This window comes from Luteibacter sp. dw_328, from assembly GCF_018449605.1.
In the GTDB taxonomy this organism is placed as follows: domain Bacteria; phylum Pseudomonadota; class Gammaproteobacteria; order Xanthomonadales; family Rhodanobacteraceae; genus Luteibacter.
This window is the reverse complement of the sequence record NZ_JAAVUW010000009.1, coordinates 200,197-212,133: the sequence shown is the minus strand read 5'-3', so window position 1 is coordinate 212,133 and position 11,937 is coordinate 200,197. Positions and strand designations below refer to the sequence as shown.

The 11,937-nt window shown below is 66.9% G+C and carries 14 protein-coding genes; 8 read left to right on the top strand and 6 right to left on the bottom strand.

Annotated features, from left to right (window positions below; translation table 11 throughout):
• The first annotated feature begins 95 nt into the window (after nucleotides 1-95).
• From HB634_RS20835 to HB634_RS20815, 5 genes are all read left to right on the top strand, one after another.
• A complete protein-coding gene (locus tag HB634_RS20835; protein WP_213949983.1) occupies nucleotides 96-947 on the top strand; it encodes a ParA family protein in 852 nt (283 codons plus the stop codon).
• A 12-nt stretch (nucleotides 948-959) separates the two neighbouring features.
• The gene (locus HB634_RS20830) at nucleotides 960-1,832 is read left to right on the top strand and encodes a ParB/RepB/Spo0J family partition protein (RefSeq protein WP_063573624.1); all 873 of its coding nucleotides are present in this window, start codon (nucleotides 960-962) and stop codon (nucleotides 1,830-1,832) included.
• Nucleotides 1,833-1,856: 24 nt separating this feature from the next.
• Complete coding sequence (locus HB634_RS20825; RefSeq protein ID WP_159890234.1) at nucleotides 1,857-2,390, top strand: sigma-70 family RNA polymerase sigma factor; 534 nt, start codon at nucleotides 1,857-1,859, stop codon at nucleotides 2,388-2,390.
• Complete coding sequence (locus HB634_RS20820) at nucleotides 2,387-3,124, top strand: DUF3379 family protein (RefSeq protein WP_213949982.1); 738 nt, start codon at nucleotides 2,387-2,389, stop codon at nucleotides 3,122-3,124. The genes HB634_RS20825 and HB634_RS20820 overlap by 4 nt, the downstream gene beginning before the upstream one ends.
• 73 nt (nucleotides 3,125-3,197) lie before the next feature.
• On the top strand, nucleotides 3,198-3,917 hold the full coding sequence (locus HB634_RS20815; RefSeq protein ID WP_213949993.1) for a glycosyltransferase: 720 nt from the start codon (nucleotides 3,198-3,200) through the stop codon (nucleotides 3,915-3,917).
• Between the two features lie 82 nt (nucleotides 3,918-3,999).
• Here HB634_RS20815 and HB634_RS20810 read toward each other — a convergent pair whose 3' ends face one another.
• Nucleotides 4,000-4,947 carry a patatin-like phospholipase family protein gene (locus HB634_RS20810; protein ID WP_063573756.1) on the bottom strand — a complete coding sequence of 316 codons (948 nt, stop codon included), beginning with the start codon at nucleotides 4,945-4,947 and terminating at the stop codon, nucleotides 4,000-4,002.
• 13 nt (nucleotides 4,948-4,960) lie between these two features.
• A complete protein-coding gene (locus HB634_RS20805) occupies nucleotides 4,961-5,953 on the bottom strand; it encodes a YafY family protein (protein WP_213949981.1) in 993 nt (330 codons plus the stop codon).
• Between the two features lie 242 nt (nucleotides 5,954-6,195).
• On the opposite strand from HB634_RS20805, the gene HB634_RS20800 reads away from it, so the two are divergent.
• Both HB634_RS20800 and HB634_RS20795 read left to right on the top strand, forming a co-directional pair.
• The gene (locus HB634_RS20800; RefSeq protein ID WP_213949980.1) at nucleotides 6,196-7,092 is read left to right on the top strand and encodes a hypothetical protein; all 897 of its coding nucleotides are present in this window, start codon (nucleotides 6,196-6,198) and stop codon (nucleotides 7,090-7,092) included.
• Between the two features lie 33 nt (nucleotides 7,093-7,125).
• Nucleotides 7,126-8,175 carry a DUF481 domain-containing protein gene (locus HB634_RS20795; protein ID WP_082879361.1) on the top strand — a complete coding sequence of 350 codons (1,050 nt, stop codon included), beginning with the start codon at nucleotides 7,126-7,128 and terminating at the stop codon, nucleotides 8,173-8,175.
• A gap of 19 nt (nucleotides 8,176-8,194) precedes the next feature.
• Here the strand turns inward: HB634_RS20795 and hemC are convergent, their stop codons facing one another.
• The 4 genes from hemC to HB634_RS20775 form a co-directional block, all read right to left on the bottom strand.
• A complete protein-coding gene (hemC, locus tag HB634_RS20790; protein ID WP_213949979.1) occupies nucleotides 8,195-9,115 on the bottom strand; it encodes a hydroxymethylbilane synthase in 921 nt (306 codons plus the stop codon).
• 64 nt (nucleotides 9,116-9,179) lie between these two features.
• Nucleotides 9,180-9,893 carry a LytTR family DNA-binding domain-containing protein gene (locus HB634_RS20785; protein ID WP_063574079.1) on the bottom strand — a complete coding sequence of 238 codons (714 nt, stop codon included), beginning with the start codon at nucleotides 9,891-9,893 and terminating at the stop codon, nucleotides 9,180-9,182.
• On the bottom strand, nucleotides 9,871-10,938 hold the full coding sequence (locus tag HB634_RS20780) for a histidine kinase (protein WP_213949978.1): 1,068 nt from the start codon (nucleotides 10,936-10,938) through the stop codon (nucleotides 9,871-9,873). The genes HB634_RS20785 and HB634_RS20780 overlap by 23 nt, the downstream gene beginning before the upstream one ends.
• A 44-nt stretch (nucleotides 10,939-10,982) precedes the next feature.
• Nucleotides 10,983-11,651, bottom strand: a complete 669-nt coding sequence (locus HB634_RS20775; protein WP_213949977.1) for an alpha/beta hydrolase — start codon at nucleotides 11,649-11,651, stop codon at nucleotides 10,983-10,985.
• A 79-nt stretch (nucleotides 11,652-11,730) separates the two neighbouring features.
• Between HB634_RS20775 and HB634_RS20770 the strand changes: the two genes are divergently transcribed.
• Nucleotides 11,731-11,931 (top strand): hypothetical protein, encoded by a 201-nt coding sequence (locus HB634_RS20770; RefSeq protein WP_213949976.1) that lies wholly within the window; start codon nucleotides 11,731-11,733, stop codon nucleotides 11,929-11,931.
• Nucleotides 11,932-11,937: the final 6 nt, after the last annotated feature.

Genomic DNA, 11,937 nt, shown 5'->3' with positions numbered 1-11,937 from the left:
AGGAGCTGCTTCAGCCCTTACACCCTGTCTAGGGCTGGACCTCCCGGCAATGCTACGCTAGCGCCCCTTCCGCGCTCGGTAGATAACGACCCTCCATGGCCCGCATCCTCGCAGTCGCCAACCAGAAAGGCGGCGTCGGCAAGACCACCACCTCCGTCAACCTCGCCGCGGCCCTGGCCGCCGCGCGGCGCAAGGTGCTGCTCGTCGACCTCGATCCGCAGGGCAACGCCACCATGGCGTCGGGCGTGGACAAGCACGAGGCCAAGCCGAATGGCTGCGAAGTGCTGCTGGGCGAAGTGGAGATCGGCAGCGTGCTGGTGCGCACCGAGGCCGGTTACGACCTGCTCCCGGGTAACGGCGACCTCACCGCCGCCGAGCTGAAACTGATGGACGGCATGGCGCGCGAGCATCGCCTGAAAGAGCAGCTCGCCAAGGTCGCGGACAACTACCACACCATCCTGATCGACTGCCCGCCCTCGCTGCACCTGCTGACGCTCAACGCGCTCACCGCGGCCGACGGCGTGCTGATTCCCGTGCAGTGCGAGTACTTCGCGCTGGAAGGCCTGTCGAGCCTGCTCGACACGATCAAGGCCGTGCGCATGCGCCTGAACCCCGAACTCGAGGTCGAAGGCCTGCTGCGCACCATGTACGACGTGCGCAACAACCTCGGCAACGAGGTCTCGGCCCAGCTCACCCTGCACTTTGGCGACAAGGTGCTGCGCTCGATCATTCCGCGTAACGTGCGTCTTGCCGAGGCGCCCAGCCACGGCCAGCCCATTCATCTCTACGATCGCGGGTCGCGCGGCGCCATCGCCTACATCGGCCTCGCCGGCGAAATCATTCGCCGCGAACGCGCCATGCTGGCGGCACAAGGCGCGGCAAGCGACACCCCCGAGACCGACGACGCGGCGCCCGACGCCACCGACACGGTTCCGACGGCACCTTAAGGAATTCCTTCAATGGCAGCAGCGAAGAAACGTGGACTCGGCCGTGGCCTGGATGCCCTGCTCGGTGGTGGTGCCGGCCCTGATGCCGGTCCGTCGATCGTCGAGCAGGAAGGCGAGCTGCGACTGCTGCCTATCCACCAGATCCAGGCCGGCAAGTACCAGCCGCGCCGCCACTGGAACGACGAGGCGCTCGACGAGCTCGCCGCCTCGATCAAGGCCCAGGGCCTCATCCAGCCGGTGGTGGTTCGCGCCATCGGCAAGAACAGTTACGAGCTGATTGCCGGCGAGCGTCGCTGGCGCGCGGCGCAGCGCGCCTCCATGAGCGAGATCCCGGCGCTGGTGAAGGACGTGCCCGAGCAGTCCGTGCTCGCCATGGCGCTGATCGAAAACATCCAGCGCCAGGAGCTCACGCCGCTCGAGGAAGCCCAGGCCCTGCAGCGCCTGATCGATGAATTCGACCTCACGCACCAGCAGGCAGCCGATGCCGTCGGCCGTTCGCGCGCCGCCGTGTCGAACCTACTGCGCCTGATCGACCTGCCGGCGTCGATCAAGACGCTGCTGGACGAGAGCAAGCTGGAAATGGGCCACGCGCGCGCGCTTCTCACCCTTCCGCACAGCATCGCCGAACCGCTGGCGCTGGAAGCTGCGCGCCACGGCTGGACCGTGCGCGAACTGGAAGAGGCCGCACGCAAGGCGCAGCTGGCGCCGAAGGGCAAGGCCAAGGCCAACCCGGCCGACCCGAACATCGCCAATCTGGAGCGGGAGTTGGCGGAGCGTTTCGCCACGCGCGTCGAACTGGCGCACGGTCGCGGCGGCAAGGGCAAGCTCGTCATCCATTACCACAGCCTCGACGAGCTCGACGGCATCCTGACCAAGGTCCGCTGAGCGCGGATCTGAAAGGAAATGGCCATGCCTCCGGTCCATAAGGACGTGAACCCGAAGCAGCGCCAATACGAAGCGATGGTGCGCGCCCTGTCGGCCGACCTTTACCGGTTCGCCTTCTGGCTGTCGCGCAACGAGTCCGTGGCCCAGGACCTGGTCCAGGAGACTTTCCTGCGCGCGTGGAAAAACCTCGACTCGCTGCGCGACGCCGAATCCGCGAAGCCCTGGCTGATCACCATTTTGCGCCGCGAACACGCGCGCCTTTACGAACGAAAGCGCTTCGACACCGTGGAACTGGACGACACCGTGCCCGAAGAGGCCGCCTTTGCCAGCCCGGAGCGCAGTGGCGATGCCGCCCAGGTGCGCGACGCCATGCTCAAGTTGCCCGACAAATACCGCGAGCCCCTGGCCATGCAGGTGCTCGGTGGCATGAGTTGCGACGAGATCGCCGCCGCCACCGATCAACAGCCTGGCGCGGTGATGACCCAGTTGTTCCGCGCACGTCAGCGTCTCAAGGACCTGCTCGGCGGACGCGCCGCGGCTGAAGGAGGCCGGAAATGAACTGCCTCGAATTCCGCCGCCGCATCGGCGCCGAGCCGCGCTCGCGCGCTCCCGAACTGATCGCCCATCGCGACAGCTGCAAGGACGGCTGTGCCGCGTTCTGGCAGCGCGCACAGCGTTTCGACGACGATCTCGAAGCCGCGCTGGCCATTCCCCTCCCCGAAAGTCTCGTCGACCGGATCCTGCTCGCCCAGGCCACGGGCGAGCGTCGCCGCCAGGTGGGCATGCGTCGTGCCTGGCTGGCCATGGCGGCCTCGGTCGTCATCGCCTTCGCCGGGGTGGGCCTGATGTGGCGTCAGAATGATCTCAACTCGCTACCCGCCCTCGCCGTGGCGCACATGCCCGGCGAGATGGATGCGCTGAGCCTGACCGAGCCCATGACCGACGCCCAGGTCGAGGCCGGTTTCGTCGGCCGCGCGACGCGGCTCAAGGGGCCGATGCCGGCCGGCGTCACCTACGTGCGCGACTGCACGGTGGGCCCGTACCCGGCCGTGCACCTGGTGACCCGCATGAACGACGAGCCGGTGGTGGCCCTGTACATGCCGGGCAAGATGGACACCACGCCCGGCACCTTCGTGCGTGATGGCTGGGAAGGCCGCCAGATGCCGCTGCACGGCGGTACCCTGGTGGTCCTGGCCCAGCAGGGCGCCAGCCGCAGCGCGATGGACGCCGTGGAGCGGGGCTGGCGTGCCGCGATCGAAGGCCCGGCGCCGCAAGTCATCGGCCGGATCTGAACGAACGCGGCGAGCGCGGCCCCATCCCGGGCCGGTTGGGCGATAATGCCGCCCCGAATCGAGCCACCCCGGAATCGCGATGACCGACCTCGCCGTAGTCGTGCCCGTCTTCAACGAGCGCGACAACATCCCGCCCCTCCTCGCCGAGATCGCCTCGGCGCTGCGCGGCCGGATCGACTTCGAGATCATCTACGTGGACGACGACAGCACCGACGACAGCGTCGCCGTGCTCACCGCCGCCAAGGCGCAGTATCCGGAGCTGCGGGTCATCCGGCACCTCACCCGCAGCGGCCAGAGCACGGCCGTCTGGAATGGCGTGCGCAACGCGCGTGCGCCGTGGATCGCCACGCTGGATGGCGACGGCCAGAACGACCCCGCCGATATTCCCAAGCTGCTCGCCGCGCGTGACGCCTCGCCGGCGCTGAAGCTGTTCGCTGGCTGGCGTGTCACGCGGCGCGACAGTTTCAACAAGCGCATCTCGTCGAAGGTCGCTAATGCGGTGCGCTCGCGCATGCTCCAGGACAGTACCCCGGATACCGGTTGCGGCCTGAAGCTGTTCGAACGCGAGACGTTCATGCGCCTGCCCTACTTCGACCACATGCATCGCTACCTGCCGGCGCTGGTGAAGCGTGCGGGTTTTGCCAGCCAGAGCGTGCCGGTAGGCCATCGTCCGCGCACAGCGGGGACGTCGAAGTACGGGATGCTGGACCGGCTTTGGGTCGGGCTGGCCGATTTGCGCGGCGTGGCCTGGTTGATGCGGCGGGCTAAGGTGACGCGTACCGAAGAAGTCTGAGGCCAAGAGCATCGCCGATGAATCGGCTCCTACGAGAGCAGGCTGCGGCGCTCTTGTAGGAGCCGATTCATCGGCGATGCTTTCAGCGCACCAGCATCCGCGGCTGCCACGCATCCAACGCCTTCGCCGTGCGCTCCCTTCCCAGCTCGATCAACTCGCGCGCGCGGTAGAACTCGTAAACCGTCGACACATTGCGCGGAATCTCGATCAGCACGTCCGGCTGGTAGGCCGCCAGGCGCAGCCGTGAGAGATTGGCCTGCATCAGGTCCATCGCCTGGGTCATCAGGTCGAACGCACCGGGATCCCTGAGCTTCGGCTTGCCATCCGACGAAGGCAGTACGCGTCCGATCAGACGCCCGAGCTTGGCGGTATACCCTTCGTCGGTGCGCACGGTCACGTCCTTTTCCGGTGGCTTCTGCAGTTCGGCCGCGCCATCCACGCTCACGGCGATCACGTAGTCGGCGTCTTCGCGCATCAGCGGCAGCACGGGCAGCGGATTCAGCAGCGCGCCGTCGACCAGGCGGCGACCGTCGTGAACGTACGGACGGAAGAGCGTCGGGATGGCGATGGAGGCGCGGATCGCATCGAACAGCGGGCCCTTGGTGAGCCACACTTCGCGCTCGCGATCCAGGTCGGTCGCCACGGCCGTATAGGAAACATTGAGCTCCTCGATGTTGACCTCACCGATGAGCTCGCGCAGCGCCGCCATGATCCGGTCGCCCTTGATGAAACCACCGCCCGAGAAGCTCCAGTCGACCAGGCGCAACACGTCGAACCGCGCCAGGGCGGAAACCCAGTCGCGATACACATCGAGCTTGCCCATGCCGTAGATGCCGCCGACGAGCGCACCCATCGACGTGCCGGCAATGGCGACGATTTCAAAACCGCGTTCCTCGAGGACTTCGATCGCGCCGATATGGGCGAGTCCTTTTGCCGCCCCTGCACCGAGCGCAAGGGCCACACGCGGCTTACGCGGCGTACCGCTGGCGGCGGGCAGGGCGCCCGGATCCGCGATATCGATCTCACTCATGCAGCGGCGGCGCTCAGTGGTGGTTGTTCGAACTGTTCTGGTAGCCGGTCAGGGCCAACTGGAGCAGGATCTTCATTTCTTCGCGAAGCGGCAGTGGCGAGACGATCTCGGCATCCGGCCCGTACTTGAGCACGTCCATCAACAGTTCGCGCGAGTTCGAATACGGCACCTTCAGTTCGTAACGTCCATCCGGCAGGGACTCGCCCTTCTGCTGCGAGTGCCAGTGTTCGTCTGCCACCCAACGCGCGGCATGCGAAGAAAAACGGATAGTTGCCCAGGCCTTGGGCTTGCCCGCGAAGATGCCATAGCTGGAGGCGAGCAGGTCGTTAAGCTCGGCGTCGTCCACGTCCCTGGCCTTCGTCTCCAGCGACTGCGGGTCCGCGATGCGATCCACCGCGAAGCTGCGCAGGGCTTCACGGTCGTGGTCCCAGACGTCGAGGTACCAGTTGTCGCGATAGTGGGTGAGCCGCTGCGGTGACACCGTGCGCTTGGAATCGGCATTGGTGGTGCGCGCGCGGTAACGGAAGCTCAGCTGGCGACGCTCGAGCGTCGCGCCTGCGACGAAGCGAAACACCTGCTGGTCCATCTTGCGCGCGCCCCAGGAAATCACCCGGATGCGGTCCACGGGCAAGGCCTTGCCGCTGCCGTGGTCGGAAAGCAGGCGTTCGATGCGCGCCTTGAACGGCGCCAGCGCGCCTGCGAGCACACCGGGATCGGATCGACCGATAAGCTCATTGAGCGCCATCAGCGCGGCCAGCTCGTCACTGGTCAGCCACAGGCCAGGCAACTCGAAGCTGTCGGCCTCGGAGGCGTCGTAGCGGAACGATGCTTGCTCGCCGGCGACGCTCTGCACGGGTGCGCCCAGCGCATCGCGCAGGAAGGCGACATCGCGGTAGAGCGTGGCACGCGAGCATTCGAGCTCGTCCATCAGCCGGGACAGCGGCACGGGATAGTGCGCTGACTTCAGCAGGCGGTGCAGGGTGAGAATGCGCTCGTAGCGGTCCATGGGTGTCGCCGGCTGGATGGTGCTTCGGGAAGTGTGTCCGGGCGGGCGTGACGCCCGTATCTACGCGACTCAAGCATGGCGGTGGCGATGGCCGTCCGCAAGGGACATGAGACTCGGCCATTCGGGGGGTCGCCCGATCGCAAGTTTGCGCCGGGGGCCATAAGGCGCAAAAATGCTGCTTTGCGATTCGCCGAAGGCCTCCCCCGACCATGGCGGAACCGAAGCACGCAGGCCCGGCTCTGGTGGGTCCACACGAACCGCCGGACGACGCTCCTCGCGCCGACATCCTGTTCACCGCCCCTCTCGTGGTCATCCAGACGGCCACGGCGGCCGGCTATGGGCTGTGGATGGTGCTCGGCATCTCGCTGGCGCTCGGGGTCTATCCCGACGGCCGCGGCGAGGTGCTCGCGCCCCTGGCCATCGGCCTCGTGTTCGTCAGCCTGGGTCTCATCGCCACTTGCCTGCGTCTGGGTTTCGCGCCGGACTGGCATGGCTGGAACCCGGCAAAGCGCATGATGCCCACGGTCGAGGGACTGGTGGCCATGGTGAATTACCTGCCCATGCTGGCCCTGGCCGGCCTGGCGCGGGGCGAAAACGCGTTCTGGGCGACCCGTCTGGCCGGCGCCATCCTCGTCCTGTGTACACTTGCCACCCTTGTGTATACCGCGCGGAGCGCGTCGCGGCGGCTGCCTCCTGGCGTGGCCGCGCTCGCCAACACGCAGCCGTTGGGCCGCACGGTGTCTGCCGTGTTCGCCGGCGGTCTGTGGCTCTGGGTCTGCGTCGCACTGCAGAATGAGACGGCGATCGATCCACCCACCCCCTGGCGACTCGGGCTTCTTGCCGTGGCGCTGGCGTTGGGTATCGTCGAGGGCATGCGCTGGCGCGCGCTGCGCCAGCTGGCCGATGAGCGCGGCGTGCCGGAGCGCTTCACCACCGGTGGCGCGGCCGCGCGCCTGCTGGTCGGGCGTGTCGGCGTCGCGGTGCTTTCAGTCGGGCTGCCGTGTCTTTTACTGGTGTCGCACCCCGCCGGACGGATGCTGGCGCCGGCCGCTGGTTTGGCCGCGTTAAGCTGCGTTATCGGTCAATGTCTCGAGCAAAGGCTCTATGGGCGCGCCTATGCGCAGCTCATGGCAGTCTAGCCATTTACACTTCCATTCACATACGGGTAGACGATGAAACAATCCCTGATCGCCACGCTCGTCCTTGCCGCGCTGCCGTTCACCGCGTCGGCGCAGGACGCCAACGCCACCAAGAACGCCACCTCCGCTACGCCTGTCACAACGGCGACTACCACGACAACGACTACGCCGACGACAACCACAACGCCAGCCACAACGACCACCACGACGACGACACCCGTTGTCGCCGCGGCGCCCGCACCGACGCCCGCTCCGACTCCGGCCTCCGCTCCGTTCGACGCCAACGCGCCGGCCCCCAACGCCGCGCCCAATGCGGCCCAGAACGGCGGCTGGACCGGCTCGGGCGAATTCGGCTTCGCCTCGTCGCGCGGTAACTCACGCACCGAAAACGCCAACGCCAAGCTCGGCCTGAGCCAGGAAAACGAGCTGTGGAAGAACAACCTCTATCTCAATGGCCTGCGTTCGAAGGGCGAGACGACGGTCACCGATGCCGACGGCAACACGATCGATAAATTCAGCACCACGGCCAACCGGTATGACACCGGCGCGTCGGTGGGCTACAAGTTCGATCCGCGCAGCTACATCGTGACCGCCGCCCGTTACGAGCACGACGACTTCGGCGCCAACCTGTGGCAGGGCATCGTTTCGGTCGGCTACGGCTACATCGCCCTGAAGAACGAGCGCGCCGAGCTGTCCTTCGAAGTCGGTCCCGGTTACAAGCGCTACCAGCCGGCCAAGTCCACCCGCCCGGAGCTCAATGCCGACGGCACGCCGGTGGTGGATCCGGCCACCGGCGCCGCTGTGTCGGAGCCATATACCCCGAAGGACGAAGGTGAGGTGGTGGGACGTAGCCTGATCAACGGCAAGTACCGTCTTACCGAGAACACCGCGCTGGAAGACACGCTGCTGATCGAAGCAGGCTCGAAGAACCAGTACTACCAGAACGATATCGGTCTGTCGGTCAGCATGACCAAGAAGATGGCGCTGAAGCTGGGTTACCAGATCCGCTACAACAGCGACATCCAGCCGGGTACGGTGAGCACCGACAAGCTGATGACGACGAATCTCGTCTATAACTTCTGAGTTCGCGCGCCGGATTCACTCAACGCTGAGGCGCTAAAAACGCCTCGGCGCCGAGCCCGATCAACATCGCCGCCACTTCGTGCCCCAGCTCCACGGGTGTGTCGGCCTTCGAGTCGGCCTGCGCACGCAAAAGCTCACCGGTATGGGCGTTACCGACCATACCGTGCAGCGTGAGGCCGTATTCGGCCACCACGCACCACGCGCCGATCGCCACGGCGCAGCTACCGCCCAGTCGTTCGTTCATGGCGCGCTCCGCGTCCACGGCAATCTGTGTCTCGGGGTCGCCCAGGGCCGCCATCAATTCGGCAACGCGGGTGTCGCTGGCGCGCGATTCCACGGCGATCGCGCCCTGGCCCGGGGCCGGAAGCCAGTCCGGGCTGGCGAGGCGTGCGGTGATGCGTTTTCCGAGGCCCAGACGCTCCACGCCGGCACAGGCCAGGATGATGGCGTCGTAGTGGCCTTCATCCAGCTTGGCCAGCCGGGTATTCACGTTGCCGCGCAGATCGAGCAGTTGCAGGTCGGGCCGCACCGCGCGTAGCTGTGCCTGGCGTCGCAGCGACGAGGTACCCACGCGCGCGGCGTGCGGCAGGTCGGCGAGATTCGCGTACTGGTTGCTGATGAAGGCGTCGGCGGCGTCCGCGCGCGGGAGGATGGCCGAGAGCACGAAGCCCGGCTCCAGCTCCGCCGGCACGTCTTTCAGGGAATGCACGGCGATATCCGCGCGATCGTCGAGGATGGCGACTTCGAGTTCCTTGAGGAACAGGCCCTTGCCGCCGATAGTTGCCAGCGAGCGATCGAGGATCTCGTCGCCTCGAGTCGAGAGGGGAACCAGCTCCACCTGCAACCCCGGGTGCGCCTGACGCAGGAGGGAGGCAACGTGCTCGGCCTGCCAGAGGGCCAGGGCGCTCTTGCGGGTGGCGATGCGAAGTGGTGCGGTCATTTCTATCCAGGCGGTCGATCGGTCGAGGCGGGATTGTCCCGCGTTTCGCCCCGGTCTTGCACGCTCAGCCGGCGTCGGTACGTAGCAACTGGCGTACCGCGGGCAGGTTCCGCCGGCTCACCTCGGGCGTGACCTCGGTGCCGGAGAGCCGGGCGAGCACGCGGCCATCGCTCAGCGTTCGCAGGCCGAGGAGACGGGCCCGCGGCACCAGGCAATTGCGATGCAGGCGAACCAGCCGGTCGCCGTGCGCCGTTTCGAGCTGGCGCAGGGAGTCGTCGATCAGCCACATGCCGCCGCCATGGTGGACGGCCACGTATTTCTCGTCGGCCAGCAGATAGAGGACATCGTCCAGACGCACGCGGACCTCGTCGGCGCCGTTGCGCGCGCGCAGCCAGGTGGCCTGCGTGGAGGGGGTCGGTCGCAAGCGTGTTGCCACGCGATCGAGGGCCTCGTCGAGGCGCTCGGCGCGTACGGGCTTCAGCAGGTAGTCCGTGACGCCAAGATCGAACGCGCTCAACGCATGCTGCTCGTAGGCCGTACAGAACACCACCTGTGGCCGTATCGCCGCCTCGGCAAGGCGACGCGCCACCGCCGTGCCACCGAGACCGGGCATCTCGATATCGAGCAGGATCAGGTCGGGTTGCAGCGCCGCGCAGGCCTCGAGTGCGGCCTCACCGTCGGCTACGCTGCCGACCACCTGCACGTCGCCGCGCCGCGCGAGCAGCGAATCCAGCCTTGCCCGCGCGAGCGGTTCGTCATCGGCGATCAGCACGCGCATTCGCGGACTCCGGCAGGAAAACGGTCACGATGAAACGGTCGGCCACGGTGTCCACCCTCACGCTGGCGCGCTCGCCGTAGTGAAAGCGGACGCGCTCGCGTACGTTGCGCAAGCCGTGCCCGGTGCCGGGTGTGGGTGCACCATCGGCGATCGGATTGTCGACGACGATCTCGACGCCGCCGGGTACCCTGCTCCCGCCAAGGCGGATCGTGCCACCGCTGCGGCTCGGTTGCACGCCGTGGCGGATGGCATTCTCCACCAGTGGCTGCAGGAGCATGCGTGGCATGGGCAGCTCGGGCGGTACGTCGATGTCGCGTTCCACCCGCAGTCGATGGCCGAGGCGTAACGCTTCGATCTCAAGGTAACGGTCGACGAGCATCCACTCGTCGCCGAGCGTGCCGATGGACTCCGTGTCGCTACCCAGGGCCGCACGAAACAGCTCGGCAAGGTTTTCGACGGTGCGCTCCGCCGCGTCGGGATCGACCCGGATCAGGGCGGCCACGGCGTTCATGCTGTTGAACAGGAAATGCGGACGGATACGCGCCTGCAGGGCGGCCACCTGTGCCTGTGCCTCGGCGGCCAGGCGAACCTGCCACTGCGCGACAACGAAGAAGTAGCGCAGCAGCCCCGCGCCGAGCAGCCCGGTGGCGACCACGCTGTCGCGGACGAAGTGGATCGTTGGCCGGGGAGTGATGCCGATCGCAAGACCGTGGTCCATCCACCCCAACACCGCCGCGCTGATCCCGACGGTAGCGACCAGCAGGAGCCAGACCGCCGCATAAGGCAGCAGGCCGGGCAGTCGTTGCATGCCGCCGCGCAGCTTGCACAGCGCCACGGTCAGCAGCACTGAGAGCCAGCTGGTGAAGAGCACGGCAATGCAGTAATCGCGAAGCGTGCCCGTCCCGCCGGGGGCCAGCCACATGACGGTCACGGTCAGCGCGCCCACCACGAGCAAGGCGAACAACACCGGCAGGCTGCAGAAATCAGGTAACGGCGCCGACGGTGGGCGCGGAACGCGGGTCGTTTCGGAGGGGGTGGCGGGCATGCGGCGAGTATGCCGGATGCCTGCTCACCCCGCCGCACACGCGATCACGCGGCGGCGAAGCGCTCCGTCAGCCAGGCGCGCACATCGGCGATCTCGGGCAGGCTGACCTGGTGCGCCATCGGGTAGCTGTGCCAGTCGATGCGATGGCCGAGCGACTCGAGCGCCTGCCGCGACATCTCGCCCAACGCCATCGGCACGATGGGATCGGCGCTGCCATGGCCCCAGAAGATCGGCGTGGCGTGGTTCGACCCGCTGCGCTCGGCTTCGATGGTCTCGTGCAAGGGCAGATAGGCTGAGAGGATCAAAAGGCCAGCGAGTGTCTCGCGGTGACGAAGCCCCGCCGAGAGCGCCATGGCCCCGCCCTGCGAGAAACCGGCGAGGATGATGCGCGAGGCAGGCACACCGCGTTCTTCCTCGCGCGCAATCAAGGCTTCGACTTCATCGATGGAGGCACGGATGCCTTCGGCATCCTGTTTGTCCGCGATGGCAAGCCCCTTGATGTCGTACCACGCGCGCATGGGTGCACCGTTGTTGACCGTCACCGCACGCACCGGCGCGTGCGGGAAGACGAAGCGCACGCCGGGCCAGCTTGCGTCGACCAGCTCCGGCACGATGGGTGCGAAGTCGTTGCCGTCGGCGCCGAGGCCATGCAGCCAGATGACCGACCAGGTCGGCGACGGCTTCGTTTCGGTTTCGACGGTGGGCAAGGGCATGTGAGAACTCCGGGGTGCGAGAATCGATTATGTTACACGGCACTCGCGGTAGCTCCATGTGGGAGCCGATTCATCGGCGATGCTCTTGACGATCAACCGAACCACACCCGATCTGGTCGGCAGTGTCGCCGGAGGGAATGTACAGGTGACGGGCAAGTCACAGATGGCGCCGTTCAAACAGCCATCCGACGCGTTCGTTTTCGCGAGTTTTCGCCGCGAGAATCCGGCCGGCCGCGTCACTTACTACGTCACCTTAATGTACGACCCGCCACATCGTTAAGCGAAG

What these genes read in the sequence shown, in the direction of transcription:
- HB634_RS20805 (WP_213949981.1), bottom strand. Translation starts at nt 5,953, where the DNA reads ATGGACCGCTACGAGCGCATTCTCACCCTGCACCGCCTGCTGAAGTCA.
- HB634_RS20775 (WP_213949977.1), bottom strand. Translation starts at nt 11,651, where the DNA reads ATGCCCTTGCCCACCGTCGAAACCGAAACGAAGCCGTCGCCGACCTGG.
- HB634_RS20820 (WP_213949982.1), top strand. Translation starts at nt 2,387, where the DNA reads ATGAACTGCCTCGAATTCCGCCGCCGCATCGGCGCCGAGCCGCGCTCG.
- HB634_RS20795 (WP_082879361.1), top strand. Translation starts at nt 7,126, where the DNA reads ATGAAACAATCCCTGATCGCCACGCTCGTCCTTGCCGCGCTGCCGTTC.
- HB634_RS20770 (WP_213949976.1), top strand. Translation starts at nt 11,731, where the DNA reads ATGCTCTTGACGATCAACCGAACCACACCCGATCTGGTCGGCAGTGTC.
- HB634_RS20780 (WP_213949978.1), bottom strand. Translation starts at nt 10,938, where the DNA reads ATGCCCGCCACCCCCTCCGAAACGACCCGCGTTCCGCGCCCACCGTCG.
- HB634_RS20835 (WP_213949983.1), top strand. Translation starts at nt 96, where the DNA reads ATGGCCCGCATCCTCGCAGTCGCCAACCAGAAAGGCGGCGTCGGCAAG.
- HB634_RS20810 (WP_063573756.1), bottom strand. Translation starts at nt 4,947, where the DNA reads ATGAGTGAGATCGATATCGCGGATCCGGGCGCCCTGCCCGCCGCCAGC.
- HB634_RS20830 (WP_063573624.1), top strand. Translation starts at nt 960, where the DNA reads ATGGCAGCAGCGAAGAAACGTGGACTCGGCCGTGGCCTGGATGCCCTG.
- hemC (WP_213949979.1), bottom strand. Translation starts at nt 9,115, where the DNA reads ATGACCGCACCACTTCGCATCGCCACCCGCAAGAGCGCCCTGGCCCTC.
- HB634_RS20785 (WP_063574079.1), bottom strand. Translation starts at nt 9,893, where the DNA reads ATGCGCGTGCTGATCGCCGATGACGAACCGCTCGCGCGGGCAAGGCTG.
- HB634_RS20825 (WP_159890234.1), top strand. Translation starts at nt 1,857, where the DNA reads ATGCCTCCGGTCCATAAGGACGTGAACCCGAAGCAGCGCCAATACGAA.